25 protein-coding genes and 1 tRNA gene are annotated in these 26,665 nt (G+C 72.3%); 18 read left to right on the top strand and 8 right to left on the bottom strand.

What is annotated here, in order from left to right; all coding sequences use genetic code 11:
• Positions 1-89 precede the first annotated feature (89 nt).
• From QC385_RS18225 to QC385_RS18215, 3 genes are all read left to right on the top strand, one after another.
• Positions 90-2,255: a DEAD/DEAH box helicase gene (locus QC385_RS18225; RefSeq protein WP_279542387.1), complete on the top strand. Its 2,166-nt coding sequence runs from the start codon at positions 90-92 to the stop codon at positions 2,253-2,255.
• A 157-nt stretch (positions 2,256-2,412) separates the two neighbouring features.
• A tRNA-Lys gene (locus QC385_RS18220) sits at positions 2,413-2,485 on the top strand.
• Positions 2,486-2,824: 339 nt separating this feature from the next.
• Positions 2,825-5,476: a helix-turn-helix transcriptional regulator gene (locus QC385_RS18215; RefSeq protein WP_279542386.1), complete on the top strand. Its 2,652-nt coding sequence runs from the start codon at positions 2,825-2,827 to the stop codon at positions 5,474-5,476.
• Positions 5,477-5,479: 3 nt separating this feature from the next.
• Here the strand turns inward: QC385_RS18215 and QC385_RS18210 are convergent, their stop codons facing one another.
• Positions 5,480-6,445 carry a hypothetical protein gene (locus tag QC385_RS18210; protein ID WP_279542385.1) on the bottom strand — a complete coding sequence of 322 codons (966 nt, stop codon included), beginning with the start codon at positions 6,443-6,445 and terminating at the stop codon, positions 5,480-5,482.
• 188 nt (positions 6,446-6,633) lie between these two features.
• Here QC385_RS18210 and QC385_RS18205 point away from each other — a divergent pair, with 188 nt between their 5' ends.
• The 3 genes from QC385_RS18205 to QC385_RS18195 all read left to right on the top strand — a co-directional run bounded on the left by QC385_RS18205 (position 6,634) and on the right by QC385_RS18195 (position 9,131).
• A complete protein-coding gene (locus QC385_RS18205; protein ID WP_279542384.1) occupies positions 6,634-8,259 on the top strand; it encodes an MFS transporter in 1,626 nt (541 codons plus the stop codon).
• 18 nt (positions 8,260-8,277) lie between these two features.
• Positions 8,278-8,823: a hypothetical protein gene (locus tag QC385_RS18200; protein ID WP_279542383.1), complete on the top strand. Its 546-nt coding sequence runs from the start codon at positions 8,278-8,280 to the stop codon at positions 8,821-8,823.
• 110 nt (positions 8,824-8,933) lie between these two features.
• On the top strand, positions 8,934-9,131 hold the full coding sequence (locus QC385_RS18195) for a hypothetical protein (RefSeq protein ID WP_031116763.1): 198 nt from the start codon (positions 8,934-8,936) through the stop codon (positions 9,129-9,131).
• A 28-nt stretch (positions 9,132-9,159) separates the two neighbouring features.
• Here QC385_RS18195 and QC385_RS18190 read toward each other — a convergent pair whose 3' ends face one another.
• Together QC385_RS18190 and QC385_RS18185 are read right to left on the bottom strand one after the other, a co-directional pair.
• Positions 9,160-10,581: a DUF2252 domain-containing protein gene (locus QC385_RS18190; protein WP_279542382.1), complete on the bottom strand. Its 1,422-nt coding sequence runs from the start codon at positions 10,579-10,581 to the stop codon at positions 9,160-9,162.
• Positions 10,578-11,219, bottom strand: coding sequence for a potassium channel family protein (locus QC385_RS18185; RefSeq protein ID WP_279542381.1), 642 nt, complete (start codon positions 11,217-11,219; stop codon positions 10,578-10,580). The genes QC385_RS18190 and QC385_RS18185 overlap by 4 nt, the downstream gene beginning before the upstream one ends.
• A gap of 221 nt (positions 11,220-11,440) precedes the next feature.
• On the opposite strand from QC385_RS18185, the gene QC385_RS18180 reads away from it, so the two are divergent.
• From QC385_RS18180 to QC385_RS18155, 6 genes are all read left to right on the top strand, one after another.
• A complete protein-coding gene (locus QC385_RS18180; protein WP_279542380.1) occupies positions 11,441-12,100 on the top strand; it encodes an HdeD family acid-resistance protein in 660 nt (219 codons plus the stop codon).
• 121 nt (positions 12,101-12,221) lie between these two features.
• A complete protein-coding gene (locus QC385_RS18175; RefSeq protein ID WP_279542379.1) occupies positions 12,222-13,568 on the top strand; it encodes a hypothetical protein in 1,347 nt (448 codons plus the stop codon).
• 3 nt (positions 13,569-13,571) lie between these two features.
• Positions 13,572-14,468: a YhjD/YihY/BrkB family envelope integrity protein gene (locus QC385_RS18170; RefSeq protein ID WP_279542378.1), complete on the top strand. Its 897-nt coding sequence runs from the start codon at positions 13,572-13,574 to the stop codon at positions 14,466-14,468.
• A gap of 142 nt (positions 14,469-14,610) precedes the next feature.
• Entirely contained in the window at positions 14,611-15,078 is a 468-nt protein-coding gene (locus QC385_RS18165) for an SHOCT domain-containing protein (RefSeq protein WP_279542377.1), read from the top strand.
• A gap of 30 nt (positions 15,079-15,108) precedes the next feature.
• Positions 15,109-15,624: a DUF7144 family membrane protein gene (locus QC385_RS18160; protein WP_279542376.1), complete on the top strand. Its 516-nt coding sequence runs from the start codon at positions 15,109-15,111 to the stop codon at positions 15,622-15,624.
• The gene (locus QC385_RS18155) at positions 15,624-16,991 is read left to right on the top strand and encodes a diacylglycerol/lipid kinase family protein (protein ID WP_443032931.1); all 1,368 of its coding nucleotides are present in this window, start codon (positions 15,624-15,626) and stop codon (positions 16,989-16,991) included. Before QC385_RS18160 ends, QC385_RS18155 begins: the two co-directional genes overlap by 1 nt.
• 18 nt (positions 16,992-17,009) lie before the next feature.
• On the opposite strand, the gene QC385_RS18150 is transcribed toward QC385_RS18155, so the two are convergent.
• Positions 17,010-17,846, bottom strand: a complete 837-nt coding sequence (locus tag QC385_RS18150) for an RNA polymerase sigma factor SigF (protein ID WP_279542613.1) — start codon at positions 17,844-17,846, stop codon at positions 17,010-17,012.
• Between the two features lie 353 nt (positions 17,847-18,199).
• A complete protein-coding gene (locus QC385_RS18145) occupies positions 18,200-18,694 on the bottom strand; it encodes a MarR family transcriptional regulator (RefSeq protein ID WP_279542374.1) in 495 nt (164 codons plus the stop codon).
• 220 nt (positions 18,695-18,914) lie between these two features.
• Here QC385_RS18145 and QC385_RS18140 point away from each other — a divergent pair, with 220 nt between their 5' ends.
• The 5 genes from QC385_RS18140 (at position 18,915) to QC385_RS18120 (ending at position 23,085) form a co-directional block, all read left to right on the top strand.
• Positions 18,915-20,084, top strand: coding sequence for a PP2C family protein-serine/threonine phosphatase (locus tag QC385_RS18140; RefSeq protein WP_279542373.1), 1,170 nt, complete (start codon positions 18,915-18,917; stop codon positions 20,082-20,084).
• 145 nt (positions 20,085-20,229) lie between these two features.
• Entirely contained in the window at positions 20,230-21,129 is a 900-nt protein-coding gene (locus QC385_RS18135; RefSeq protein WP_279542372.1) for an STAS domain-containing protein, read from the top strand.
• On the top strand, positions 21,126-21,584 hold the full coding sequence (locus QC385_RS18130) for an STAS domain-containing protein (RefSeq protein WP_279542371.1): 459 nt from the start codon (positions 21,126-21,128) through the stop codon (positions 21,582-21,584). The genes QC385_RS18135 and QC385_RS18130 overlap by 4 nt, the downstream gene beginning before the upstream one ends.
• Positions 21,584-22,027: an anti-sigma regulatory factor gene (locus QC385_RS18125; protein ID WP_279542370.1), complete on the top strand. Its 444-nt coding sequence runs from the start codon at positions 21,584-21,586 to the stop codon at positions 22,025-22,027. The genes QC385_RS18130 and QC385_RS18125 overlap by 1 nt, the downstream gene beginning before the upstream one ends.
• Positions 22,027-23,085, top strand: a complete 1,059-nt coding sequence (locus tag QC385_RS18120; protein WP_279542369.1) for an ATP-binding protein/SpoIIE family protein phosphatase — start codon at positions 22,027-22,029, stop codon at positions 23,083-23,085. Before QC385_RS18125 ends, QC385_RS18120 begins: the two co-directional genes overlap by 1 nt.
• Positions 23,086-23,163: 78 nt before the next feature.
• Here the strand turns inward: QC385_RS18120 and QC385_RS18115 are convergent, their stop codons facing one another.
• The 3 genes from QC385_RS18115 to QC385_RS18105 form a co-directional block, all read right to left on the bottom strand.
• Positions 23,164-23,730, bottom strand: coding sequence for a MarR family winged helix-turn-helix transcriptional regulator (locus QC385_RS18115; RefSeq protein ID WP_279542368.1), 567 nt, complete (start codon positions 23,728-23,730; stop codon positions 23,164-23,166).
• Between the two features lie 115 nt (positions 23,731-23,845).
• A complete protein-coding gene (locus tag QC385_RS18110) occupies positions 23,846-24,487 on the bottom strand; it encodes a GTP cyclohydrolase II (protein ID WP_279542367.1) in 642 nt (213 codons plus the stop codon).
• Positions 24,488-24,654: 167 nt separating this feature from the next.
• A complete protein-coding gene (locus QC385_RS18105) occupies positions 24,655-25,170 on the bottom strand; it encodes a MarR family winged helix-turn-helix transcriptional regulator (protein ID WP_279542366.1) in 516 nt (171 codons plus the stop codon).
• 89 nt (positions 25,171-25,259) lie between these two features.
• Between QC385_RS18105 and QC385_RS18100 the strand changes: the two genes are divergently transcribed.
• On the top strand, positions 25,260-26,444 hold the full coding sequence (locus QC385_RS18100) for a dihydrofolate reductase family protein (protein WP_279542365.1): 1,185 nt from the start codon (positions 25,260-25,262) through the stop codon (positions 26,442-26,444).
• Positions 26,445-26,665 lie beyond the last annotated feature (221 nt).

Here is a 26,665-nt window from a genome sequence, read left to right as displayed (position 1 = left end):
GGACCGCATTGAGGCGGTCGTATTGCGAATCGCGAATCACGGAGTTGACGGGCGCGTGCCGACGAGACTCCGGAAGGTTTCGCATTCGCATGTCCATCGCCAGTACTGATCACATCGTCGTGCCCGAGAACGAGGCAGCCGACGACACCCCCGAACTCACTTTCGCCGGCCTCGGTCTCCCCGAGGGCGTCGTGCGCAAGCTCGCGCAGAACGGTGTGACCACCCCCTTCCCGATCCAGGCCGCGACCATCCCGGACGCCCTGGTCGGCAAGGACATCCTCGGCCGTGGCCGCACCGGCTCCGGCAAGACCCTCTCCTTCGGTCTGCCGACCCTGGCCACGCTGGCCGGCGGCCGCACCGAGAAGCACAAGCCGCGTGCCGTCATCCTCACGCCGACCCGCGAGCTCGCCATGCAGGTCGCCGACGCGCTCCAGCCCTACGGCGACGTCCTCGGCCTCAAGATGAAGGTCGTCTGCGGCGGTACGTCCATGGGCAACCAGATCTACGCCCTGGAGAGGGGCGTCGACGTCCTGGTCGCCACCCCGGGCCGGCTGCGCGACATCATCAACCGCGGCGCCTGCTCGCTGGAGAACGTGCAGATCGCCGTTCTCGACGAGGCCGACCAGATGTCCGACCTGGGCTTCCTGCCCGAGGTGACGGAGCTGCTCGACCAGATCCCGGCCGGCGGTCAGCGGATGCTGTTCTCCGCGACCATGGAGAACGAGATCAAGACCCTGGTCGACCGGTACCTGAAGGACCCGGTCCACCACGAGGTGGACGCCGCCCAGGGCGCGGTGACGACCATGTCGCACCACATCCTGATCGTGAAGCCCAAGGACAAGGCGCCGGTCACCGCGGCCATCGCCTCCCGCAAGGGCCGCACCATCATCTTCGTCCGCACCCAGCTGGGCGCCGACCGCGTCGCCGAGCAGCTGCGCGACTCCGGTGTGAAGGCCGACGCGCTGCACGGCGGCATGACCCAGGGCGCGCGGACGCGGACCCTGGCCGACTTCAAGGACGGGTACGTCAACGTGCTCGTCGCGACCGACGTCGCGGCGCGCGGCATTCACGTCGACGGCATCGACCTGGTGCTGAACGTGGACCCGGCCGGTGACCACAAGGACTACCTGCACCGCGCGGGCCGTACGGCGCGTGCCGGCCGCACGGGCACGGTCGTGTCCCTGTCCCTGCCGCACCAGCGGCGTCAGATCTTCCGGCTGATGGAGGACGCGGGCGTCGACGCCACGCGCCACATCATCCAGGGCGTCGGCGCCTTCGACCCGGAGGTCGCCGAGATCACCGGCGCCCGGTCGATGACCGAGGTCCAGGCCGAGTCCGTGGGCAACGCCGCGCAGCAGGCCGAGCGTGAGGTCGCCCAGCTCACCAAGGAGCTGGAGCGGGCGCAGCGGCGTGCGAACGAGCTGCGTGAGGAGTCCGACCGGCTGCTCGCGCGGGTCGCCCGGGAGCGTGGCGAGGAGCCCGCGGCCGTGGTCGCCGGGGAACCCGCGGAGGTTCCGGCCGGCGTCGAGATCTCGGTGCCGGAGCAGCGGACCGCGCAGGACGCCGAGCGCGAGCAGCGCGCCGAGGCTCCCGCGCCGTACGAGCGGCGGGAGCGGCGCGAGGAGCGCGGCGGGGCCGGGCGTGACCGGTCCTTCGAGCGTCGCGATGACCGCGGTGGCCGTTCGTTCGAGCGTCGTGACGACCGTGGTGGCCGTTCGTTCGAGCGTCGCGATGACCGTGGTGGCCGTTCGTTCGAGCGTCGTGACGACCGCGGTGGTCGTTCGTTCGAGCGTCGCGATGACCGCGGCGGGTTCAACCGGGACCGTGACGGTGACCGTGGCGGCCGTTCCTTCGAGCGTCGTGACGACCGTGGCGGTTTCCGCCGGGACGACAGGGCGGACCGGGGCGACCGCGGTGAGCGCGGCGGCTTCCGTCGTGACGACCGTGGTGGTCGTTCCTTCGAGCGTCGTGACGACCGCGGCGGGCGTCCGTTCGAGCGTCGTGACGACCGTGGTGGCCGTCCGTTCGAGCGCCGTGACGACCGTGGCGGCTTCCGCCGGGACGAGCGCGGTGGGCACCGTGGCAGCGACCGCCCCTTCAACCGGGACCGCCGGGACGACCGTCCGGGCTTCCGCGCCGGCGGGCACGACCGTCCCGGGCACGACCGTCCGCAGGGCCGTCGTGACGACCACCGTGGCGGCGGTTCCTCCTTCCAGCGCCGCGAGGACAAGCCGCGCTGGAAGCGCAACAGCTGACACCCAGGCGTGACGAGCGCCGTGGCCCCCGTTCCGACGGGGCCACGGCGCTCCGCCGTTCCGGAGAGGGTTTTCACACCTCCGGCACGGCCGGGTCACCGATACCCGATCGGAGAGTCGGCCCGGTCCGGCTATGCTCGTGGGGGCAACATCGCCTGGGCCCTTAGCTCAATTGGCAGAGCAGTGGACTTTTAATCCATTGGTTGTGGGTTCGAGTCCCACAGGGCCTACCGGAGGCGGGCGGGGGATATGGCCTCTGACCTGCTACGCAGCGCCTGATTCGGCTTCGGCCGGGTCGGGCGCTGCTTCGTTTTCGGGGCTCGTGCGCGAACGATGCGTCGAGTCGATGTGCCCATTGCCTCCAGACCGGACGAATCAGCAGCCGACGGACGCGACTTGGGCATCATCCAGCCCGGTAAAGGCGCCCTCCGGGCCGGCGGCCCGGCTGCGCCGTGCGGCGGGACAGGAAGACTGGGATGCTGAGGGAGGAAGCGCTGCCTGTGACGTGACCCTGGCGGACAGGGGTGGTGAGCGCCGTGGCCGAGCCTGACGGGAACTCCCGAGGACCAGTGGTTCCGGTCGTTCCGGCGGTTCCGTACGCCGACCCTCTCGGAGACCCGTTTCTGCGCACCCGGTTCGCCTTCCCGGCGAGGCCGGACACGTTCCTGCGTCGGCAGCGGCTCGTCGACCACCTCGACCAGGCTCTCCGGACGCCGCTGACCCTGCTCAACGGGGCGGCCGGGGCCGGCAAGACCCTGCTGGCGGCCGACTGGGCGCGTGGACTGCGGCCGCCGGTCGCCTGGCTCACCGTGGAGGTGGGGGACCGGCGTCCGGGGGTGTTCTGGGCGTACGTCCTTCAGGCACTGCGCGCTTGTGGTGCTTCGGCGTCCGACCGGATCGGGACTCCCGCGGACGCGAACGAAGTGGACCAGAAGCTGCTGGCCGCGCTCGCCGCCGAACTGAGCGATCGCGACCGGCCCGTGGTCCTCGTGCTCGACGAGTACGACCGCGTGACCGCTCCGGAGGTCGCGGAGCAGTTGGAGTTCGTCCTGCGCCACGCCGGGCAGGGGCTGCACCTCGTCCTCGTCACCCGCACCGAACCGCTGCTTCCGCTGCACCGGTACCGGGCGGCCGGCGAGCTGACGGAGATTCGCACCGCCGAGCTGGCCTTCACGCCCGATGAGGCGGTCGCACTCCTCGAACTGCATGGTCTGAGCCTTCCGGCCCACGCGGCGGGCGCCCTTGTGGACCGCACCCGGGGCTGGGCCGCCGGCCTGCGCCTGTCCGCCCTGGCCGCTCGGGAGAGCGCCGACCCGGAGCTCTATCTGAAGGAGTTCGAGGCGGACCGCAGTACGGTCGCGGACTACCTGCTGGCCGAGGTGCTCAAGGGACAGCCGGAGCAGACGCAGGACCTGCTGCTGCGCGTCAGCGTCCTGGATCGCTTCTGCCCCGAGCTGGCCGACGCGCTGACCCTCCGGACCGATGCCGGACCCCTTCTCGCCGGGCTGCACCGCGCCAACGCGTTCGTCGAGCACCTCGGGCACTCCTGGTACCAGCTCCACCCGCTGTTCGGGGAGATCCTCCGGGCCCATCTGCGCGAGCGCCTGCCCGGCGTGGAGCCCGAACTCCACCGGCGGGCCGCGCGGTGGATGCGCCGTTCCGGATTCCTGCCGGAGACACTCGCCCACGGAGCCGCCGCGGGCGACTGGGAGTTCACCGCCGGTGCCCTCGTCGACGACCTGGCGATCGGACAGCTCTTCAACGGCCTGCGCTCGGGGGCCCTGAACCAGTTGTTCTCCCGGATGGGGCCGGAGGCCCGGAGTCCGGCGACGGATCTCGTGCGCGCGGCCCACGACCTGTCCCGGTGCGACCTGGACCGTGGTCTGCCCCGCCTGCGCCGCGCCCGGGAGCAGCTGGCCGATGACGCGCCCCACCTGGCGGCCGCCCAGCTGAGCTGTGCGCTGCTGGAAGCACTGGCCGCCCGGCTGACCGGATGTCCGCCACGGGCCGAATCGGCGGCCGAAGCGGCCGACGAGCTGCGGCGGGAAGTCCCGGCGCAGCTCCTGGACGAGCATCCCGAGATCCCCGCCCTGCTGCTGACGCATCTGGGGTCGGCGCGCCTGTGGGCCGGGCGTTTCGAGGACGCGCGCGCCGCTCTGACCACCGTGGTGGGCGCGCCCGACGCAGCTGCCACCGTGCTGCCCCGGGAGGAGTCGCTGGGGCACCTGGCCCTGCTCGACTACCTGAACGGCTGGCCCGGCCGGGCGGAGCGCAAGGCCCTGGCGGCGGTGTCCGAGGCGGAGCGCGTCGGCATGTCCCAGCCGTCGGGTTCGGGAATCGAGAGGCTGGTCCTGGCCGCTGTGGCCATCGACCGTGATGAGCTGGACCGGGCCCAGGCCCTCCTCGACGAGGCGGCCCTCCCGTCGGGAGCCCGTGATCCGGTGCCCTCGGCAGGACGAGCCCTCGCCACGGCCCGTCTGCTGCTGGCCAGGGGCCGGGCACGAGCCGCCGTCGAGGCGGCGGACCCGGCCGTCTCCGCCGCGGTGGCCTCACCTTGGGCGGCGAGCCATGAGGCGCTCATCGCGTCCGCCGCCCATCTGGCCGAGGGGCGGCCGGACGAAGCAGCCGAGGTACTCCAGGGCGTGTCCGGCGACCAGCCGGCGTGTGTGGTGGAGGCCGCGGCGATCCAGCTCGCCGCCGGGCGTCCCGAGACGGCCGTCGACCTGCTCGACAGCATCCATACGCAGGGCGGCACGGGGCCGGCGGTGACCGTGCGGGCAGCGCTGGTGAGGGCTCAGGCCGCGGAGAGGGCGGGAGACACCGCCACCGCCCGCAGACTCGTGGCACAGGCACTCCTCGACGCCCGGCGCGAGCGGCTGCGGCGTCCGTTCCTGGATGCCGGAGCGTGGATCCGGCCCCTTCTTGTCACGGCTCCGCTGGACGAGCTGGCCGGGGGCTGGCTCGCGCCCGGCCCGCCACGACGCGGGGAGCAGCCCGCCCCGGGGGCGCCGCCCTCGCCACTTGTCGCGGTGGAGCTGAGCGGACGCGAGCGTGACGTCTTGGAGCGGCTGGCCGGGATGATGTCGACGGAGGAGATCGCCGCCGACCTCTACGTGTCGGTGAACACGGTGAAGACCCACCTCAAGAGCGTGTACCGGAAGATGGCGGTGAACCGGCGCACCGACGCGGTGCACCGCGCGCGCGACCTCGGGCTGTTGTGATGATCAAGGGCGCCGGTGGCGGCGCCAGTACCAGAGCGCGCCGACCGCTGCGGACGCCGTGGCCAGGGTGATGCCGAGGACAGGCCAGCGGCTGTCGGCGATGCGCAGCCCGGTCAGGAAGCTCGCGACGGTCAGGGCGAGCGGAACGAGGAGGGAGAGGAGCGCGCGGAGCGCGGCCGCGATCACTTCCGGTTCGAGGCGGGAGGCCCGGTGGCGCGGGGCGGGTGCGGTGTCGGCGAAGTAGTAGGCGAGGACACGGTCTGCCAGGCGGGCGTCGGCGCGCTGGTAGATCATCGCCATGTACGGGAGCCAGACGAGGGGGGCGACCAGTCCGACCAGGAAGACCACACCGAGGAGCAGCCACCGCCAAGCCTGGGCGGTGACCCGGCGTACGCGTCGGTCCGCTTCACGACTCCTGTCGTCCGGCGTGAGGATGCCCAGGAGGTGGGCCATGCGCAGGGTGACGTCCCACAGGGCCGCCCACCGCTTCCAGCGGCTGGGTGCGCCGGGGGCGGGTCCGGTGCGGGTGAGCGCGTGCTGCGCCTGCCGGGTGTCCTCGTACACACCTTGCAGGACGAGGAGTTCCCCGGCGCGGGCGCTCGCTTTGGGGTCGCGGCCGTCCAGGGCGGCCAGCTCCAGGACCGTACGTGCCTGGCGGAGCAGCGCCGCGCAGAACGCGACGGGGATGAGGACGAGGAACGGGCCGCCCACGAGGGAGCCCTCCGACACGACGGCCCTACGGCCGCGGGCGATCACCCGGGCCCGGAGTTCCGTCTCGGTGGCGGTGGGGTGATTCCGCCGAAGTGAGGCGATTGCTTCGGGCACGGCCGGACCGATGCTGCGGACAGCGAAGTCGGCGAGGAGTTCGGGGAGATGCCCGGGATCGCTGACGACCGACGCCAGCAGCGAGCGCTCAGGGGAGGGCTCCTTGCGGGCACTGGCGGTCTTCAGATTCTCCCGAGGCGGCATGGATTGCATTTGTCACGAATCATCCTGATGGGGATTGATAGTCGATTCTCTCCCTTTTCTTGCTCGTCTTCATGCGACCGACCCCGGGGCCGGCCCTGACCCGTCCCCTTCCCCCGTGGCGGGTGAGGCACGGGGCGTGTGCTTCCGATGCGATGGGAGAGCGGCGATGCGTGCGAGAGGTGGGCAGCGTGAAGCACTGGCGGGCTCTGATCGTCCTCGGTACGGCCCAGTTCCTGATGGTCCTGGACACCTCCGTCATGAACGTGTCCATCAGTCAGCTGGTCGAGGACTTCGACACCGAGGTCACCGCCATCCAGGCCGTCATCACCCTGTACGCGCTGGTCATGGCGGCTTTCATGGTCATCGGCGGCAGGTTCGGGGACATCCTGGGGCGGCGCCGCATGTTCCTTCTGGGGCTGGTCGTCTACGGCGTGGGATCGGCCCTGACCGCCGTGGCGCCCACGCTGTGGGTCCTCACGCTGGGCTGGTCCGTCATCGAAGGGCTCGGCGCCGCCATGGTGCTGCCGGCCATGGCCGCCCTCGTCGCCGAGTCGTATCGCGGGAAGGACCGGGCCATCGCCTACGCGGTCATCGGCGGGCTCGCCGGCGCCGGGATCGCGGTCGGCCCGCTGCTGGGCGGCTGGGTGACCACGTACCTCACCTGGCGGTTGGTCTTCGCCGGCGAGGTCGTGGTCGTCGTGGCCGTCCTGCTGTGCCGCCGGGTGATCGCGAAGCCCGCCCCGAGCGGCCCGCGCCCCCGGCTGGACGGGATCGGCGCGGTGCTCTCCGCGGCCGGGCTGGGGCTGGGCGTGCTCGGGGTGCTGCAGAGCAGCACCTGGGGATGGGTGCAGCCCCGCAACCCGCCCTTCACCGTCTTCGGCTTCGCTCCGACCCTGTTCGTCGTCGGTGCCGGGGCGGCCGTCCTGGCCCTCTTCCGGCACTGGGAGCGGCGGCGGGAGCACCAGGGCGCCGACCCCCTCGTGCACCTGTCCCTGCTGGGCAGGCCCGTGCTGCGGTCCGGCCTGATGACGCTGCTGAGCCAGAACCTCATCCTGCTGGGGCTGTTCTTCACCATCCCGCTGTACTTGCAGGTGGTTCAGGGATTCGACGCCTTCGAGACGGGTCTGCGTCTGCTCCCGGTGTCCGCCACGATGCTGGTGACCTCCCTTTCCGCGTCCTCGCTGGGGCGGGTGTGGGGGCCGCGCCGGGTGGTCCGGCTGGCCCTGGTGACCCTGGCGGCGGCCATCGTGTGGCTGCTGGCCACCATCGACCCGGTCATCGACGACGCGCAGTTCGCCGGAGCCATGGCCCTGCTGGGCGTGGGCGTCGGCCTTCTCGCCTCGCAACTGGGCAACGTCGTCCAGTCCGGCGTCGGCGAAGAGGAACGCAGTGAGGCCGGAGGGCTCCAGTTCACGGCGCAGAATCTCGGCTCCGCACTGGGCACCGCCCTCATCGGGTCGATCCTCATCGGTGCGCTCGCCCACGCCTTCACCTCGCAGGTGGCGGACAACCCGCAGCTGTCCGAACAGACCCGTCAGGAAGTCGGTGTCGCTCTCCAGGCGGGGGTCAGCTTCGTCTCCACCGATCAGGTGCGCTCGGCGGCCGAGCGTGCCGGGTTGCCACCGCCCGAGGTCGACGCCGTCGCGGACTCCTACGCCTCCGCGCAGCTCGACGGCCTGAAGGCGGCGATCCTGGCCACCGGCGGCATCGCTCTCGCCAGTCTCCTGGTCACACCGCGCCTGCCGACGGCCGGCGACAGCCGTCCGCGGCGGCCGGACGCCGACGCTCCGGCCTCAGCGACCGGCTCGACGTGAGTCCGGAGGGAGTCACCTGTGCCAAGAACCAGAACCAGAACCGGAACGAGAACCGGCCCGGCCACGGCCCGCGCGGAGCGCCGTGCCGAGCGCCGGGCCCGCGCGGACTACACGGGCGGCGTCTACGGATCCATGCTCGCGGCCTCCGTGGTGGTCGGCGCCGGCTCCCTGGGCTCGTTCCCCCGCGTCGAGTTGGTGCTGTTGTTGTTGCTCACCGGCGTGGTGTTCTGGATCGGGCACGTGCACGCCCAGCTCTTCGGGGCGCGCCTGGCGCAACAGACCCCGGACCGCCGGGTCGTATGGAACGTGTGCCGTGACGAGTGGCCGATCGTCAAGGCCGCCGTCCCGCCGGCCGCCGCTGTGGTCGTCAGTCCGCTCCTGGGCCTGGACGTGCGCGGCGCCCTCTGGCTGGCCCTCTCCGTGGCCGTGGCCGGGCAGGTGGGCTGGTCCGTGGCCGCGGCCCGCCGCGCCGGTGCTTCGCGGCGGCTCATGGCCGTCACCGCATCGGTCAACCTGCTGCTCGGCCTGCTGATCATCTCCGTCAAGATCGTCTTGAAGCATTGAGAGGCGTCGACCGGCGGGGGCCTGTCGCCGGTCAACGGGTCACCTGCACCGGGTGAGGCCCGAAGGAGTGCGGAGACGGACGATCGTAGGAACGCAGGGAAGGACAGCTCGTGCGCTACGAGATCCGAGTCGAGGGACACCTGTCGGAAACGCTGGCCAAAGCCTTTCCGGAGCTGGGCCACGTGGTGATGTCCGGCCAGACCGTCCTGTTCGGGCCTGTCGTGGACGAAGCGCACCTGTACGGACTCCTGGCTCGCTGCCAGTCACTGGGGCTGCGGGTCCTGGAGATGCGGCAGGTGCCGGAGTGAGGGGGCCGGGCGGTGTGACCAGGTGTCGTCACAGCGGCTCCGCCCTGATCCGGCCGGATCGGCGGGCGGCCTCCAGCGCCGCGAAGTCCCGCTCGTTCTGGTCGGCGTAGGACTGGGCGAACTCGGAGAGCGCGCGGTCGAAGCGGTCGCTGCCGCCCAGGTAGGCGGCGAGGGCCAGGGGATCGCCCGAGCGGGCGTGGGCCCGTGCGAGGGACGCCCCGCACAGCCGGCCGAAGAGGGAGAGCAGGCCGGGTCCCATGGTCTCCGGCCGTGCGATGCCCTTCCAGTCCCACAGCTGGCGCACGTAGAAATCCCGGCCCCGCCCGTCGAGGCCCACGACATGAGTCCAGCCGAGGAAGATGTCACCGGCCGTCTGCATCAGGCGCTGCCCGGCCACTACCCGGCGGCCCTGGTTGTCGTAGCGTTCGCCGCCGGTGTGGGCGGCCAGCACCGACTCCTGGGCCTCCTTGGCCTGAAGCAGCAGGGGATCGTCGTCGTCCCTGCCGAGAAGGAGCAGCACCCAGCAGCGCGTACCGACGCTGCCGACGCCCACCACCTTCCGGGCCATGTCCACCAGGCGGTAGTGGCGCAACAGGTGCCGGCGCTCGGACGGCAGGGTCCGTGCGTACCCGTCCAGGAGGGTCTGGAGTTCCTTCTCCCGCCCGGCCATGGACGAATCGGCCGACAGCTGGGATAGCGGGGTGATCAGCGGTGGGTCCGGTGCGATGCGCCGGCCCTCGGCCGTGACGCGGGTGAGCTTCTCGAAGGCCCTCAGATGCGTGCGCGTACGGGCGCGCGCCGCGGCCTCGGCGGTACGGCGTCTGGTCTCCCTGTCCAGGGACTTGTCGTTCGACGACGCCAGCAGTTCCCGCAGCCGGTCGGCGTCGTCCTGGGCGTACCAGATGTCCAGGGTGCGCATGCCGGCGAACTCGCGCATCCGCTCCCGGTAGGCCCGCACGCAGGCCCGCACGGTGCTGTTCTGCTCCTTGCGCGAGAAGCCGTTGGCCCGGCCTGCCGTCACGAAACCGGCGGCCAGCCGCTTCACATCCCATTCGAACGGTCCGGGCAGGGTCTCGTCGAAGTCGTTGATGTCGAAGACCAGACGGCGCTCCGGTGAGGCGAGCAGCCGGAAGTTCAGCGGGTGGGCGTCCCCGCAGAGCTGCACCTGGAGCCCGGTGTTGGGGAGGGGCGCCAGGTCCGCCGCCATGATCGCGGCTGCGCCGCGGTAGAAGCGGAACGGCGACTCCAGCATGCGGCCGTAGCGGATCGGCACCAACTCCTGCACCCGATCGGCCGACTGATGCTCTATCACCTCGATCGGGTCGGGTCGCCGCTGCGCCGTCTCGTACCAGCCGTGGCACGAACGCGAGGCCCGTCTGCGCGCGTTCCGGCCGTACGCCGCTCGCTCGGCCGGTGACAGGGACGCGGTGAAAGCGCTGGGTACGGTCATGGCCCGGCCTCCCCGTCCCGAGTGCCGGCGTCGGTGCCGGGGCGCGGCTGAGCCGGCGGCTCCCGGTGCTGCCGGCTCAGCCCCGCCTGGACCGCGCTCGCCAGCACCCGTGCGGCGACGCCCACGAGCAGCAGCCCTCCCGCCATCTGCACCATCGTCAGCACGCGCCCGGTCTGGGAGCGTGCCGTGATGTCCCCGTAGCCGACGGTGCTGAAGGTGGTGAGAGTGAAGTACAGGGCGTCCGTCCTGGTCACCGGCTCGCTGAAGGAGCCCGGGGCGGAGCGGTCCAGCAGGTAGTAGGCACCTGCGAAGAGGACCAGAAACAGGGCCAGCGTGGCGGCCAGTGCCTCGACTGCCTTCAGGCGCGGGTGGGCTGAGCGCATGATGGCCCGCACCTCCCAGCCGAACACCAGCAGCACCGCCAGCAGGCCGCACACGAGCAGCGCCGAGGCGCCGGCGGTACCGCGCTCGTCCAGGGGCAGCAGGTAGTAGGCGGTGACGAGGCCGGCGGCGATGAGCACGGCGCGGGCGACGGCGGCGACGGCCGCCCACCGGCGGGGGCGGAGCCGCCTGCGGCGCCGGTAGGCGTCCGGCCCGGACCGGGCGCGGTCCGTCGGGGCAGTGCTCGGATCGCTCATCTCGTGTCTCTTCGTTCCGTCCGGCGGCCGGAAGGCTGATGGCAGGACTCCGGGGGTTCCCACCTCACCGCCCCGGCGGCGTCTGCGGATCACCCGTGGCGGGTGACCCGGCTTCCGGCGACAGGCGTGACCCTGGAGCGGTCAGGTCCTCGCACACCGTCCCCTCAGACACCGCCCCGTCGGCCGCCGGAAGCGACCGTCCGATCACGCGAGGAGGAGCCATGACCATGTCGCGTGGTCCGGCATCGCGCACCGGGCAGGAACACGAGCCCGACGGGGCGGCCCCCGGTCCGCCGGCCGAACCCGCCCAGGCACTGGCGAGGCTCGGCCGTTCATGGACCTGGCTCCTGGCCTCGGCCGTCGCGACCCTTGTCCTGGGCGTCCTGGTACTGGTCTGGCCGGAGGTGACCCTGCACGTCCTGGCGGTCCTCATCGGCCTGCACCTGCTGGTGGCCGGGGCGTTCCGGTTCGTCGAGGTCTTCGCCCGGGAGGGGCACGAACGGCTCCCAGGGCTGTTCCTGTCCGTGCTGTACGTCCTTGCCGGAGTGCTGTGCCTGCGGAACCCGCTGCAGACGATCGCCGCGCTCTCACTGATCGTCGGGGTCGTCTGGCTGGCGTCCGGCATCCTCACCCTCTATACGGCCGTCGCCGCGAAGGACCTGCCTCACCGTGGCGTACTTCTCGGCGTCGCGGTGCTCGCCGTCGTCGCGGGGATCGTGGTGCTCGCGCTGCCGGCCGAGTCGGCCCGCGCCCTGACCCGGCTGCTCGGCCTGTGGCTCGTCCTGCTCGGCCTGGGCGAGGCGGTGGTCGCCCTCGCGTGGCGGGCGGCACTCCGAAAGACGCATCCCACGGGGCCGCGGGCCCCTGCCGAGACGGACTGACACCGCACCCGCCGCTCCGGCGGGCGCGGCAGAGCACCGGACCCCGCGGTCGCCTCAGCCACCCACCGCCATCGCGGGCGGCGGCCGTCACGGCCGAAGCGGCGCACGGAGAGGAGCACCCATGAACCCGGCCGAGACCCCGGATTCGCCGGACTCCGGCGGGACGCCGCACCAGAAGCACGTCATGACCGCCGAGGAGCGAGCGGAATACGAGCGACTGCGCCGGCACGCGGCCGTGCGCCACCGGCGGGTACGCCGGGCCGGCTCCTCGGTCCTCCTCCTGCTGGCCCTGCTGCTCGCGCCCCTGGCCGTCGTCGCGGCCTGGGTCCAGGACACGGTCTCCGACACCGACAGGTACGTGGAGACCGTCGCGCCGCTGGCGTCCGAGCCGCCCGTGCAGGAGGTCGTGATCAACCGGCTCACGGACCGTGTGGTGGAGAACGTGGACGTCAAAGCGGTGACGGACTCGCTCACCAGGGTCCTCCAGGACGCCGGGGCACCACCCCGCGTCGTGGAGGGGGCCGAGTCCCTCGAGGGCCCGCTGCGCAACGCGGTCAGGACCGTCGTGGACCGCACCGTGACCCGTGTGATCACCAGCGACGTCTTCCAGCAGGTGTGGGAGGGCGCCAACCGGCGGTCGCACGCCGCGGTGGTGAACATGCTCACCGGTGACAGGCAGGGTGCCCTGCGCGCCGAGGGCGACACCGTCCGACTGGACGTGGGAGCGGTCGTCGACCAGGTACGGGAGCGGCTCGTCGACGCCGGCTTCGACAAGGCGGCCGCCATTCCGGACACCGACCGGACGATCACGCTGTTCCAGGCCGAGGAACTGGGCAAGGCACAGGACACGATGCGGCTGCTGGACATCCTCGGCACCTGGCTGCCCGTCCTGACCGTCGTCCTCGCCGCGCTCGCCGTGTGGACCAATCCGGCACACCGGGTGATGCTGCTGATCACCGCGACGGGTGTCGGCGTGATGATGGTGGTGCTGCTCGTCGCGCTGGCCGTGCTCCGACGGGTCTATCTGGACTCCGTCCCGCCCACCGCGCTGCCCACCGACGCGGCCGCGGCGATCTACGACACGTTCGTCCGGTTCCTGCGCGACAGCACGCGCACCCTGCTGGTCGTCTCGGTGATCACGGCACTGGTCGCCTACCTGTACGGTCCCGGACGCCCCGCACGCGCCGTCCGCACGGTGGCGGACCGGGGCACGACGGCCGCGGGCCGTGGGCTTCACCGCGCCGGAGTGCGCACCGGATCCACCGGACGCTGGCTGGCCGGCCACCGGGCCTGGATCACCGGTTGCGTCATCGCGGCCGGAGTGCTGGTGCTCGTGTTCTGGAACCACCCCACGGTCGGAGTGGTGGCGCTCGTCCTCGGCATCGCCCTGGCCGTCCTGATCATCCTGGCGATCCTCGCGGCCGCCGCCGGACCGGCCGACCGAGCGGGGCAACGGGCGGCGCTGTGAGTCATGGCAGGAGAACCCGGCCTCGGGCGCGCGTCCGGCAAGCACACGGAGCCCGACAGGCATACGGAGCCCGGCAGGCACACGGTCGCGCGGTTCGCGGCACGCGCGCGGTCCGGGGCCACGGCCCGGCTGCTGTCCCGCTTGTCGGCGCTCAACGTCGTCGAGGGCTCCGTGAGGCTGGCCGCGCAAGCCTTCATCACCGCGCTCCCGCTGCTGATGACCGTCGCGGCGTTCGCCCCCCGAGAGGTGCAGGACCTGCTGGCCGACTCCCTCCGCGCTGTTCTGGGGGTACGCGGCGACACGCTCGACGAGGTACGCCGTGCCTTCACCGCCACCGGCACACCGCGGGACGCCGTCGGTGCGGCGGGCGTGGTCGTGACCCTCGTGTCCGCCACGGCCTTCAGCCGGGCGCTTCAGGCGGTCTGCGAGCGGTGCTGGCGCCTGCCCCGGACACCGGTGCGGGCCGCGGTCTGGCGCTGGCTGCTCTGGCTGCTCGTCTGGCTGGGCGTCCTCCTGGTCCAGGCACCGCTGCGCAGCGGCTTCGGCGGCGGCGTGGTGACCGGATGGGTGCTGTCCGCGCTGTCGGGGACCGCGCTGTGGTGGTGGTCCCAGCATCTGCTGCTGGGCGGCCGGATCGGCTGGCGGAGCCTGCTGCCGGGAGCATTGCTCGCGGGCCTGGGCACGGTCGTACTGAGCTGGGCCGCCGGTCTGTTCGTGCCCACGGCGATGGAGCGCAGCCTGCGGGAGTTCGGCCCGCTGGGGCCCGTCTTCACGTTCCTGTCCTGGTTGATCGCCGTGTTCCTGGTGGCCGTCTCGGGCCTCGCCATCGGCCAGTACGTCGCCTCGTCCGACTGGTACCGGACAGCCGCCGCCCCCCGCCGTACGCGAGTCGACCCCTGATCCCGCCGCGGGAGGGCAGCCGTCGAGTGCCGGCCCGCCCGCAGGATCACCCGCGTCGGGTGAGGCACCCGGCCCCGGCTGTGGCCACGCTGAAGACAGCACACCAGGGCGGCCGGGCGAGCGCCCGGAACGGAGAAGAGACATGAGCGCACAGACGTACCTGGCGTACGACTATCCCTTGCTGAGCGTCTTCTGGAGCATGCTCCTGTTCTTCCTGTGGATCATGTGGTTCGTCCTGCTCTTCCGCATCGTCTTCGACATCTTCCGCGACGACGAGATGAGCGGGTGGGCGAAAGCCGGCTGGCTGGCGTTCACCGTCCTGCTGCCCTTCCTGGGCGTGTTCGTCTACGTGATCGCCCGCGGCAAGAACATGGGGCGCCGGGAAATGGCGCAGGCCCGAGCACAGCAGGAAGCCTTTGACGCCCGTATCAGGGAAGCCGCGGGCGGCACGGCCCGGTCCAGCAGCATCGACGAACTGGCCAAGCTGTCCGACATCCGAGCCCGCGGCGACATCACGGACGAGGAGTTCCGCAGGGCCAAGGAGCTGGTCCTGGCCGGCCACGGCCCGGCGGAGCACGCCGGCTCCACCGCCCGCACACCCGGTCGCTGAGCATCCGCGCACCATGAATCGAGGCACAAGATGACCGCGACACACACCCGGCCGGAACACACGGCGAAGCAGGAATGGGCAACCGGCCTGACGGCCTTCGCGGCCGTGATGCTCTTCCTCGTCGGCCTGCTCGACGTCTTCCGGGGCATCATGGCCATCGCCGAGGACGACATCTTCCTCACGACGCGCAATTACGTGTTCGAGTGGGACCTGACCGGCTGGGGCTGGATCCACCTCGTTCTGGGAGCGCTCGCCGTGATCGTCAGCATCGGGCTGCTCAAGGTCTCGGTGTGGGCGCGCGTCAGCAGCGTGGCCATCGCCGGACTCGTCATCATCGCCAACTTCCTCTCCCTGCCGTACTACCCGGTGTGGTCGGTCGTGATGATCACGATCTCGGGCTTCATCATCTGGGCCGTGTGCGTGGTCCAGCGCGACAACCTCTTCGACCTGTCCGAGGAGCGCCCTCCGTCCGACGAGCGCCGAACCTATGAGGCGCGCCGGCCCTACGAGGAGCGCCGAACCTACGAGCAGCGCCCACCGTCCTAGTGCGACGCGGCGGGGACACGAGGGCACCGGGAGGGGCGAGCCCGACCGTACGCACGGACAGTGCCGGACGGGCTCGCCTTGCCGTGCTCCCACTGCTGGCAAGCATCGTGGTGCCGCTCGTGGCCGCCGGTCTGCGGAGCGTGCTGTGGGCGCTGGCCGGCATCGCCGGGCTGGCGCTCGCCGCCGTCGGGGTGTGGTGGACCCTGGCGCACACCGGCGTGCTGCGCGCCCTCGGGGCGGTCCTGTCGGTGGCCGCGCCGGTCGCTGTCCTCGCCCTGTATGCCACGTTCGGCATGCTGGGGCCGGCCCTGCTGTCCCTGGGCCTGTGGCTGCTGGCCGTCACGGCGGCACGTACGGCCCTGGCCCCCCGTCACACCGCCGCCTCCCGGCAGGCTTTCGTGGCGGCACCCCGTACCCCGTGGATCCTCATGAACCCGCGCTCCGGCGGAGGCAAGGTGGGCCGCTTCCACCTGGTGGAGAAGGCCCGGACGGCGGGCTGCCGGGTGGCCCTGCTCGACGCGGGCCGGCACCAGGACGTCGCCGAACTGGCCCGGCAGGCCGTCGCCGAGGGAGCCGACCTCCTGGCGGTGGCGGGCGGTGACGGCACCCAGGCGCTGGTGGCCGAGGTCGCGGCCCACCACGACGTGCCGTTCGTGGTGATTCCCGCCGGTACCCGCAACCACTTCGCCCTCGACCTCGGCCTGGACCGCGATGATCCGGCGGCGGCCCTGGAAGCCCTGACCGACGGCGTCGAACTCCGCGTCGACCTCGGGTACGCCGCGGACCGGGTCTTCGTCAACAACGCCTCGTTCGGCACGTACGCGTCCGTCGTCACCGACCCCGCGTACCGGGACGCCAAGGCCCGTACGACCCTGCGCACCCTCCCCGGCCTCCTCACCGGCGAGGACGCGCCCAGACTGCGGACGCGGGCCGACCGGACCCACGTCGACGGACTCCAGGCACTGCTCGTTTCCAACAATCCCTACGGACGCGCCGTCGACGCGGCCCGTCCAGGGCGCAGGGAACGGCTGGACTCGGGGCTCCTCGGGGTGGTGTGCGTCCGGGTCGGCAACACCGCCCAGGCGGCGCGCATCGTGCGCGGTCCGAGCTCCGGGCAACTCATCCGGCTGAACGCCGGGGTGGTCGTCGTCGAAGCCGACACGGACACCCTCCCGGTCGGCATAGACGGAGAACACGTCGTTCTGCCGTCACCCGTCGTGTGCCGCAGCGCGCCCGGAGCGCTCCGGGTCCGTGTGCCGCGCCGTCGCCCCGGAACGCGGGCGAGCGGCGCGGCACCCGACTGGCCGCGCGTGGTGCGGCTGGCGCTGGGCCGGCTTTTCCGGGGTGGGAGACCCACCTGTCGATAACGTCCGTCAGTTTTGGACCTAGCCCGTCTCCAGCATCCCCGACCGCAGCCGTGCCACCGTCCGGGAGATCAGGCGGGAGACGTGCATCTGGGAGATGCCGAGGCGCTTGCCGATCTCCGCCTGGGTGAGTTCCTCGACGAAGCGCAGGTGGAGGATGAGGCGCTGGCGTTCGTCGAGTTCGGCGACCAGGGGGGCCAGCGCGTGGAAGTCCTCGACGAGTTCGAGGGCCGGGTCCTCCTCGCCGATGAACTCGGAGAGCGTGCTGTCGCTGTCCTCCGAGTCACCGGTGACCGCGGCGTCCAGGGACGAGGAGTGGTAACCGTTCGCCGCGACCTGGGCCTCGACGACCTCCTCCTCCGAGAGGTTCATCAGCGCCGCCAGCTCCGCGACCTTCGGCGCGCGGCCGAGGCGGGAGGACAGCTCCTCGGTGGCCTTGGCGAGTTCCGTACGGGCCTCCTGAAGGCGGCGCGGCACGTGCACGGCCCAGGACGTGTCGCGGAAGAACCGCTTGATCTCGCCGATGATGTACGGCACCGCGAAACTGGTGAACTGCACCTCGCGGGAGACCTCGAACCGGTCGATGGCCTTGATCAGGCCGATGACACCGACCTGGACGACGTCCTCCATCGCCTGGCCGCTCGTACGGAACCGGCGGGCCGCGAACCGCACCAGCGACATGTTCATCTCGATGAGCGTGTTGCGCGCGTACTGGTATTCGGGCGTGCCCTCCTCCAGCACGGCGAGCCGTTCGAGGAACTGACCGGTCAGCTCGCGCGCGTCCTGCGGGGCGAGCTTCTGCGGCTCGATGATCTGCGGCAGCTCCTCACCGGTTTCGGTGGCGGAATCCGTCGTCATGCCGATGCGCGTCGTCGCCGTCACGGGCCCTCCCTCGTAGTTCCGGCCCGCTCCCGTCCCCCGACAGGCCACCTCCAGCCCGCTACCCGCACTCGGCCCGCTCATGCCCCGTGTCCTCCCCGTCGAGACGTTGACCACAGTCGGCGCAGGTCGGGGCGGTGACGGGGTACCCGCACGGTGGCTCACGGTACGAGCAGGAGGGTGGGGCGGTGCGGTGTGCAGGAGTTGGCAAAGGGACTCGTGGAGCGGACAGTTGTCGTTTGACAACTATAGTCGTGAGACAACAATCTAGCCGTGCCATGCGGGCGCGGGGGAGGATCCGGAATGTTCGTCCCGGTGCCACGACGGGCGGTTCAGGCAGTGCGGGTACCGGACGCGGCGGAGTCGCCGGAGTCGTCGTGTATCTGGGCCGCGGCCGCGTCGCAGAACGCCTCCAGCCCTTGCAGCAGCGCGACCCGCTTGGCAGCGGGCATCTGGTCGAGCACCGCGCGCAGCGTCTGTTCCCGGCGGATGCGCAGGTCGGCCAGGAAGGCGCGGCCCCGCCCGCTGAGGTGCAGCCGTACCTCGCGCCGGTCCGCCGCGCTCACCACGCGTTCGACGAACCCCGCCGCCTGGAGCCGGTCGCACAGCCGGCTCGTCGAGGGCGGGGTGGAGGCGAGGGAGTCGGCGAGGGTGCGCAGGTTGATGCCCTCGTGGTGCTCCAGGATGAGCAGCACGCGCAGCTGCGACGCCGAGGCGGGTGCCGTGGAGGCCCTGCCCCAGAGGACTTCCAGCAACTCCGCGGCCGTGGAGGTCACACGGGCGACCTCTGCTGGCTCAGGGCGGGGTCGGAGGGAAGTCACAGTCACACTCTCGCAGGCACCGGGATGGCCGTCAGCGTACTAGGCGGGTCGCGAGCCAGGGCCGACCACGGCCCCCGGGCCGACACCGGCCCCCGGGCCGACACCGGCCCCCGGGCCGACACCGGCCCCCGGGCCGACACCGGCCGGGCCGAGGGACGTGCCCGGAGACCCGTACGTGTCCGACCGAGAATTCAAGGATTGGGCTTCGACCATCGTGACGACGATCGTGAACAGACTCGTGACCGCCGAGCGCGCCCTGCGCACGGCGGCGCCCCATCAACTGCTGGACGCGGTCCGTCGTGTACTGACCGATCAGTACGCGGCGGACTCCGTCGAGCTGTACCTGGCCGACTACGGACTGACGGTGCTTCAGCCGGTGTCCGTGCCGCCGCACACCCTCCAGCCGGTGTCCGTGTACAACAGCCCGGCGGGCCGGGCCTTCGGCGCGCAGGAGCCGTACGTGGAGACCCTTCCGGGTGACTCGGGTGACGCGGTGCGCGTGCATCTGCCGGTCACCGTGCGCGGCGACCGCCTCGGCGTGCTGACGGTGACCCTGCCGGGCGGCGAGCACGCCGACGGCTGCCTCGGCGAACTGGCCGAGATCGCCGAGGTGCTCGGGCACGAGGTCGTCGTGGCCGAGCGGGACACCGACGTGTACCTCCAGGCCCGCCGCAGGGACCGGCTCACCCTGGCCGCCGAGATGCAGTGGCAGTTGCTGCCGGGCCGCTCCTGCTCCCGCCCCGAGTACGAGCTGGGCGCACAGCTGGAACCGGCGTACGCGATCTTCGGCGACAACTTCGACTGGTCCGCCACGGCCGACCGGCTCAGTCTCTACGTCACCAACGGCATGGGCGAGGGCATAGAGGCCTCCCTGCTGACGAACCTGGCGATCAACGCCCTGCGCAACGCGCGCCGGGCCGGTCTCCCTCTCGCCGACCAGGCGGCCCTGGCCGACCAGGCGGTGTACGCCCACTACCGGGGCCGCTGCTACCTGTCCGTGCTCATGCTGGACATCGACCTGGCCACCGGGCGGGTCCGGGCGGTGGACGCCGGCTCCCCGCGGCTGCTGCGGCTGCGCCGGGGCGCGGTGGAGCGGGTGCCGTTCGACGCCCAGCTGCCGCTCGGCATGTTCGAGGAGACCGACTACGTGGCGCAGGAGTTCGTGGTCGAGCCCGGTGACCGGCTGGTCTTCGTCAGCGACGGGGTGTACGACGCCGCGTCTCCGGGCGGAGAGGCGTACGGGGCGGGCGCCCTGGCCCGGGCGATCCAGTCGACCCGGCTGCTCCGCGCCGCCGAGGTGCCCCGGGCCGTCCTGCGCGAACTGTCCGGCCACCACGGCAGAACCGCCCCGGACGACGACGCCCTGGTGGTGTGTCTCGACTGGCGTGGGCGGTGAGGACCGGGGCAGACGCAGGTCAGGGGGTGTGGATGAGCGGTTGTTTGGCGGTGTCGTAGGGCGGCCCTAATGTTTGTCATACGGCAAGTAACGGCTGAGGTGCCGTAGCGCGACCTCGGCCGGCCCATGCAAGGGAGCGATGCACGTGTCGGTGTCGGATGAGAACGCGGAACGGGAGTCGGCCGCACAGCAGGTGAGTGCCTTTCTCGAACGGCGCCGGGAGCAGGTCGCCCAACGGTGGGCGGACGCCTCGCTGTTCCGCACGGTCTTCACCGTGTCCCGCGACGAGGCGGTGGAGGCGGGCAGGTCCGTGGCGGCGGCGCTGGCCGCGGTGGCGGCCACCGGACGGCTGGACGACATCCGGGCTCCCGGATTCGCCGCGGTGCGCGACCAGTTGGGGCGGATGGCGGCCTCCCACGCCCGCATGGGAATCGGCGCGGACGGGATCGCCGACGAGGTGGCCGCCCTGCGCGCACCGGTGACCGACCTGCTGCGCGCCGAGTTCCCGGACCCGTACGCCCCCGAGGCCCAGGAGTGCGTGCTGGCCCTCACCGTGCTGATGGGCACGCTGCGTCTGGTCGTGCTGGAGACGACGGTCAGCGCGGGCGAGGAGGTGATCGCACGGCAGCGCGAGCAACTGAACGAAGTGGCCACCCCGGTGATCAAACTCTGGGAGAGCACCGTCGCCGTACCGCTGATCGGCACGCTGGACAGCGCGCGCAGCCAGGTGGTCATGGAGAGCCTGCTGGACGCGATCGTCGCCGAACGCGCCCGGTTCGCCATCCTCGACATCACCGGCGTGCCCACGGTCGACTCGCTGGTCGCCCAGCACCTGATGAAGACGGTGGCCGCGGCCCGGCTGATGGGCGCCGAGTGCATCGTCTCCGGCATCCGGCCCGCGATCGCGCAGACCATCGTCCACCTGGGCATCGACCTCGGCACGGTGCTCACGCGCTCGAGCCTGGAGGACGCGCTGGCCTACGCGCTCAGCCGGCAGGGCGTCGAGATCGCTCCGGTCCGGGCGGCCGACGCGGGCGCGCGATGACCGGCCCCTCGGGGAACGGGCCCGCGGGAATCGGGCCCCCGATCGCCGGCCCCCCGGTCGCCGGGCCCTTGGGCGGGCACGGCTTCACGGTCCCGGTCCTCCGGCTGGGCGACACCCTGCTGGTCACCCTTCAGGGCGAACTGCACGACGGGATGGCCGAGCAGCTCCAGCAGGACATCACCGAGCGGATCGCGCACACCCGCGTGACCGGTGTGGTCATCGACATCTCCGGCGTGGACATCGTCGACTCCTTCCTGGGCCGGGTCCTCGCCGAGATCGCCGCGGGAGCCGGACTGCTGGCGGCCCGCACGGTGCTGGCCGGGATGCGCCCCGCGGTGGCGATCACCCTGGTCGAGCTGGGGCTCACCCTGCCCGGACTGCGTACGGCCCTGGACGTTGAACGTGCGATGGAGATGCTCACCGCGGGTGAGCACCAGGACGGGGGGAGTCCGTGATGCCGGCCTCCCGTCACGCCGCCCCGGCCAGCCTGCCGATCGGCTCGGACGCCGATCTGGCCTGGGTACGGCAGCAGGTCCGGCAGACCGCCGCCGAGCTCGGGTTCGGTCTGGTGCAGCAGACCAAGCTCGTCACCGCCGCCAGTGAGCTGGCCCGCAACACCCTCGTCCACGGCGGAGGCGGCCACGTGGAGATCACCCCGCTGGGCGCCGGTCCGTCGCCCGGTCTGCGGCTGGCCTTCGTCGACGCCGGGCCCGGCATCCGCGACCTGGACCAGGCGATGACCGACGGCTACACCAGCGGCGGCGGGCTCGGCCTCGGCATGAGCGGGGCCAAGCGGCTGGTCCACGAGTTCGAGGTGGACAGCCGGCCCGGTGAGGGCACCACCGTCACCGTCACCGCCTGGGCCACGGTCGTGCCGCCGGCCCGGCCGGGGTCGTGATGAGCAGGGTGTGGGACGTGCCGGTGGACGACTCGACCCGGGTGCGGGACGTCCGGGTGGCGGCCGAGGCGGCCAGCGAGTGTGCCGGGCTCGCACCGCACCGCACCGCGACCGCGGCGCTCGTGGCGACGGAGCTGGCGACCAACCTGGTGCGGCACGCGGACGGCGGGTACGTCGTCATCAACCTCGTCGAGCGCGCATCCGCCGCCGACGGGCGCTTGTCCGTGCAGCTCGTCGCGCTCGACCACGGCCCGGGCATCCCGGACGTCGCGGCGGCGATGCGCGACGGCTACACCACCGCGGCCTCCCTGGGCGCCGGCCTCGGTACGTGCCGGCGCATAGCGAACGACTTCGACCTGCACAGCGCCTCCGGCCGGGGCACGGTGGCCGTGGCCCGCATCGACCACGAGCCGCCCGCCGGCCGGCATCGGACGCCCCCGCGTGGTCTGCGCGCCGGCGGCGTCAACGTCCCCCTCGGCCGGGCCGAGTACTCCGGCGACGCCTGGAGCCGGGTGTGCGCCGGGGACCGGCTGACCCTGCTGCTCGCCGACGGGCTCGGTCACGGCCCCAAGGCCGCCGAGGCGTCCGGCACCGCCGTGGAGGCGCTGCACGGCGTGGCCGACCGGCCGCCCGCCGAGATACTGGGGCATCTGGGCCGGGCCCTGCGCCGGACCCGGGGCGCGGCCGTCGCCGTGGCCCAACTGGACATTGGTGCCGGCCAGTTGCACTTCGCGGGGATCGGCAACATCGGCGCCCGCCTGCGGAGCGACGGCACCTGGAAGGCCATGCTGTCCCAGCCCGGCATCGTGGGCGCGCAGGCTCCGGCGTCCGTGTCCGTGCAGCGGCAGCCGTGGCGGGACGACAGCCTGCTCGTCCTGCACAGCGACGGCCTGCCCGGCCGCTGGACGCCACCCGACGACGCCGTGCTCCTGGGCTGCGACCCGGCGGTGGTGGCCGCGGTGGTCCTCCGCGACGCGGGCAGCGCGGCTCGTCCGGTGCGGGACGACACGTGTGTGGCGGTGCTGGGGGGTGGCGGCGCCGGCGGGGGGGAGCCCTGACGGCTCGGGGGGCTGACCGACCGGACCTGCCCCGCTGCGGGCCGTCAGTCGGGTCGGTCCCCAGTCCCATCGGTCCCGTCAGTCGGGTTGGTCCCCAGTCCCATCGGTCCCGTCAGTCGGGTCGGTCCCGTCCGTCCCGTCAGCCAGGCCGGTCCCGTCCGCACGCGGGATGTCCGCATCCCGGGCGGCGAGGAACCCCCGCAGCCCGCGGCTCAACGCCACCCGTTCGCCCGGTTCCATCGCCGCCAGCGTCCTGGCCAGGGCCTGTGCCCTGCGACCTGCGACGTCGCCCAGGACATGCCGCCCGTGCGTGGTGAGCCACAGCTGTACCTCGCGGCGGGTGTCCGGGTGCGGGGCGCGTTCCAGGAGGCCGGCCGCGGCCAGTCGGTCGCAGAGGCGGCTGGCGGTGGGAAGGCCGATGTCCAGCTGGTCCGCCAGGGCCGTCAGGTTCAGGCCGGGCGCCGCTTCCAGGGCGCGCAGCGCCCGCAGCTGGTGCAGGGACAGCCGCAGGGACGCCTCCTGGGCGGCGATCGACCACAGGGCCGTCAGGCTCTCCACGGCGTCGGCTATCTGTGCCGCGACGACCTCCGGGCCATCGCCCGGTCTCCTCGCCCGGTGGTCGCCGGGGCCGCCGAGATCGGTCACGAAACGGTCACTTTCCATAAGCTCCGGGTACTGCGGAGGTCGCCCTCATTCAAAGGCTGTACCCGATGAGCCGAGGGGCAAGCCGCCTCGTTCGGCACCCGGCCGGGCCGGAGACTCAGCCCGCGCTGAGCCCCGTCAGCGCGGCGAGCGGCAGGGTGTGCTGGGTCTGGAGGACCTTCGCGCGCAGGTAGCGGACGTTGTGCGCGGTGGTGAAGACGCCCGTGGGGACGCGGTCGCGGACGTCCACCCCGAGGTCGCGCAGCTGGGCGGCCTTGTCGGGGTTGTTGGAGAGCAGGTCCAGCTCGCCTATGCCCAGAGCCCGGAGCATCTGGGCGGCCGCCGTGTAGTCGCGGGCGTCCTCCGGCAGCCCCAGGGCCGCGTTCGCCTCGTAGGTGTCGAGGCCCTCGTCCTGGAGGGCGTACGCGTCGAGCTTGTTGTAGAGGCCGATGCCCCGGCCCTCCTGGCGGAGGTAGAGGAGCACGCCGCCGCGCTCCGCTATGCGCTCGACGGCCTCGCGCAGCTGCGGACCGCAGTCGCAGCGGGCGGAGCCGAACACGTCCCCGGTCAGGCACTCGGAGTGCAGCCGCACCAGCGGAACCGGGCCGGGCTCGCCCAGGACGACGGCCACGTGTTCCTGGCCGTCGGCCAGGCCGTGGAAGGTGACGACCTCGGCGGCGGCCTCGTAACCGTCGTGGAAGCGCAGCGGGACCCGGACGCGGGAGCGCGGGGTGGCGAGGACAGCGGGGGTGTCGGGCATGCGGGGCCTCCGGGTTCCGTTCCTGTTCGGCTGCACAGCCGTCGGCTTGCAGACTGCTTCAGATTTGAAGCAGATCCACGTCCGGAACCCTACCCTTGCTTTAAATTTGAAGCAACGAAGAGCGGTGAGGTAGGGGTGCGATGTGACGTGCCTCACGAACGGGTTCCTCAGGAACAGGCCGTGGAGGACCTCCGCCGCCACGGCACGTCGTCCGACGCCGGCCGTGTCCCGTCCTCCTGGAGCCCCTGCGCGATCGCCGTGGAGATCTCCTCCAGCTGCCCCACCTGCTCCTCGCTGAGCCGGTCGAACAGGAAGCTCCGCACGGTCTCGACATGCCCGGGCGCCGCCCGTTCCAGCACGGCCAGCCCGTCGTCGGTCAGGGACGCGATGCTGCCCCGCTTGTCGTACCGGCAGGCCTCCCGCCGCACCATGCCGTCCTTCTCCAGCCGTGTCACCGCGTACGTCAGCCGGCTGCGCGTGATCTTCAGCCGCTCGGCGAGATCGGTCATGCGCAGCCGCCGCTCCGGGGACTCCGACAGGACGGACAGGATGGAGTAGTACAGGTGGGGCATGCCGGCGTCCTGCTGGAGCTGCCGGTCGATCGCATCCTCCAGGAGCAGCGATGCGGCGATGTACGCGCGCCAGGCGCGCTGCTCCTCGGGGGTGAGCCAGCGAGTCGTCATGCACCCAGTGTAGGTTTGTTTCAAACTTGAACCAAGCCCGTCCCGTCAGCCCGCCGTCCGCCACGAGTTTCCACGAGCCGGGAGCGTCGATGCCCCACCCGTACGTCCTGCTGTCCGCCGCCGTCTCCCTCGACGGCTACCTGGACGACACCGGCCCCGAACGCCTGCTCCTGTCCAGCCCGGCCGACTTCGACCGGGTCGACGAGGTCCGGGCCTCCGTCGACGCGATCCTGATCGGTGCCGGCACGGTCCGTGCCGACAACCCGCGCCTGCTGGTCAACTCTCCCGGGCGGCGCGCCGCCCGCACGGCAGCCGGCCTGCCGGAATACCCCCTCAAGGTCACGGTCAGCGGCTCCGGCGACCTCGACCCGGCGGCGCGGTTCTGGCACACCGGCGGCGAGAAGGTCCTCTACACCACCGACAGGGGCGCCGAACGCGCCTGTGCCCTCGGCCTCGCCACCGAAGCCACCGGAACCGCCGACGCCACCGAGACCGCCGATGCCACCGGTGCCACCGACGTCGTCCCGCTCGGCGCCGACCTCGACTGGCGGCGGCTCCTCACCCACCTGCACGACGTCCGGGGCGTACGACGGCTGATGGTCGAGGGCGGCGGCCTGATCCACACCCAGCTCCTCACCCAGGGCCTGGCCGACGAACTCCAGCTTGTCCTCGCCCCGCTCTTCGTCGGCGACCCCGAGGCACCCCGCCTCTTCGGGCCCGGCGGCTATCAGTCCGGCCGGCTCCGGCTGCTGGAGACCCGGCGGATCGAGGACGTCGTCCTCATGCGCTACGAGCCGACCGCTCCCGGCACCGGCCCGCTCCCCGTCGCCGCCGACCACCACTGGCTGGCCCTCGCCTGCGAACTGGCGGCACAGTGCCCGCCGTCGGACACGGCGTTCAGCGTCGGCGCGGTGGTGGTCGCGGCCGACGGCACGGAGCTGGCCCGCGGCCACTCCCGGGAAGGCGGCGACCCGGTCGTGCACGCCGAGGAGGCTGCCCTGGCGAAGACCGACCCGGCCGACCTCAGGCTCGCCGGCGCGACGGTCTACAGCAGCCTGGAGCCGTGCGCCCGCCGGGCCTCCCGCCCCGCGCCCTGCGCCCGGCTGATCCTCGACGCGGGCGTACGGCGCGTGGTCACGGCCTGGCGCGAGCCGGACACCTTCGTGGCGGGGGCCGACGGCAGCGGCGTCCTGGCGGGCGGCGGAGTGGAGGTCGTCGTCCTCCCGGAGCACGAGGAGCGCGCCAAGGCCCCGAACCGCCACTTGCTGGACTGAGTGCGGGCCAAGGCTCCCGACCGCCACTTGCTGGACTGAGTGCGGGCCAAGGCTCCCGACCGCCACTTGCTGGACTGAGTGTGGGCCAAGGCTGCCGACCGCCACTTGCTGGACTGAGTGTGGGCCAAGGCTGCCGACCGCCACTTGCTGGACTGAGTGTGGGCCAAGGCTGCCGACCGCCACTTGCTGGACTGAGTGTGGGCCAAGGCTGCCGACCGCCA

This window comes from Streptomyces sp. DH10, from assembly GCF_029813805.1.
Lineage (GTDB): Bacteria > Actinomycetota > Actinomycetes > Streptomycetales > Streptomycetaceae > Streptomyces > Streptomyces coeruleofuscus.
This window is presented reverse-complemented; position numbering and strand designations above follow the sequence as displayed.

Bases quoted from the DNA above. Each gene is read 5' to 3' on its own strand.
- QC385_RS18180 (WP_279542380.1), top strand. From the start codon at position 11,441: ATGACCATGTCGCGTGGTCCGGCATCGCGCACCGGGCAGGAACACGAG.
- QC385_RS18185 (WP_279542381.1), bottom strand. From the start codon at position 11,219: ATGAGCGATCCGAGCACTGCCCCGACGGACCGCGCCCGGTCCGGGCCG.
- QC385_RS18125 (WP_279542370.1), top strand. From the start codon at position 21,584: ATGCCGGCCTCCCGTCACGCCGCCCCGGCCAGCCTGCCGATCGGCTCG.
- QC385_RS18170 (WP_279542378.1), top strand. From the start codon at position 13,572: ATGGCAGGAGAACCCGGCCTCGGGCGCGCGTCCGGCAAGCACACGGAG.
- QC385_RS18225 (WP_279542387.1), top strand. From the start codon at position 90: ATGTCCATCGCCAGTACTGATCACATCGTCGTGCCCGAGAACGAGGCA.
- QC385_RS18165 (WP_279542377.1), top strand. From the start codon at position 14,611: ATGAGCGCACAGACGTACCTGGCGTACGACTATCCCTTGCTGAGCGTC.
- QC385_RS18150 (WP_279542613.1), bottom strand. From the start codon at position 17,846: ATGACGACGGATTCCGCCACCGAAACCGGTGAGGAGCTGCCGCAGATC.
- QC385_RS18130 (WP_279542371.1), top strand. From the start codon at position 21,126: ATGACCGGCCCCTCGGGGAACGGGCCCGCGGGAATCGGGCCCCCGATC.
- QC385_RS18100 (WP_279542365.1), top strand. From the start codon at position 25,260: ATGCCCCACCCGTACGTCCTGCTGTCCGCCGCCGTCTCCCTCGACGGC.
- QC385_RS18210 (WP_279542385.1), bottom strand. From the start codon at position 6,445: ATGCCGCCTCGGGAGAATCTGAAGACCGCCAGTGCCCGCAAGGAGCCC.
- QC385_RS18190 (WP_279542382.1), bottom strand. From the start codon at position 10,581: ATGACCGTACCCAGCGCTTTCACCGCGTCCCTGTCACCGGCCGAGCGA.
- QC385_RS18110 (WP_279542367.1), bottom strand. From the start codon at position 24,487: ATGCCCGACACCCCCGCTGTCCTCGCCACCCCGCGCTCCCGCGTCCGG.
- QC385_RS18175 (WP_279542379.1), top strand. From the start codon at position 12,222: ATGAACCCGGCCGAGACCCCGGATTCGCCGGACTCCGGCGGGACGCCG.
- QC385_RS18120 (WP_279542369.1), top strand. From the start codon at position 22,027: ATGAGCAGGGTGTGGGACGTGCCGGTGGACGACTCGACCCGGGTGCGG.
- QC385_RS18160 (WP_279542376.1), top strand. From the start codon at position 15,109: ATGACCGCGACACACACCCGGCCGGAACACACGGCGAAGCAGGAATGG.
- QC385_RS18105 (WP_279542366.1), bottom strand. From the start codon at position 25,170: ATGACGACTCGCTGGCTCACCCCCGAGGAGCAGCGCGCCTGGCGCGCG.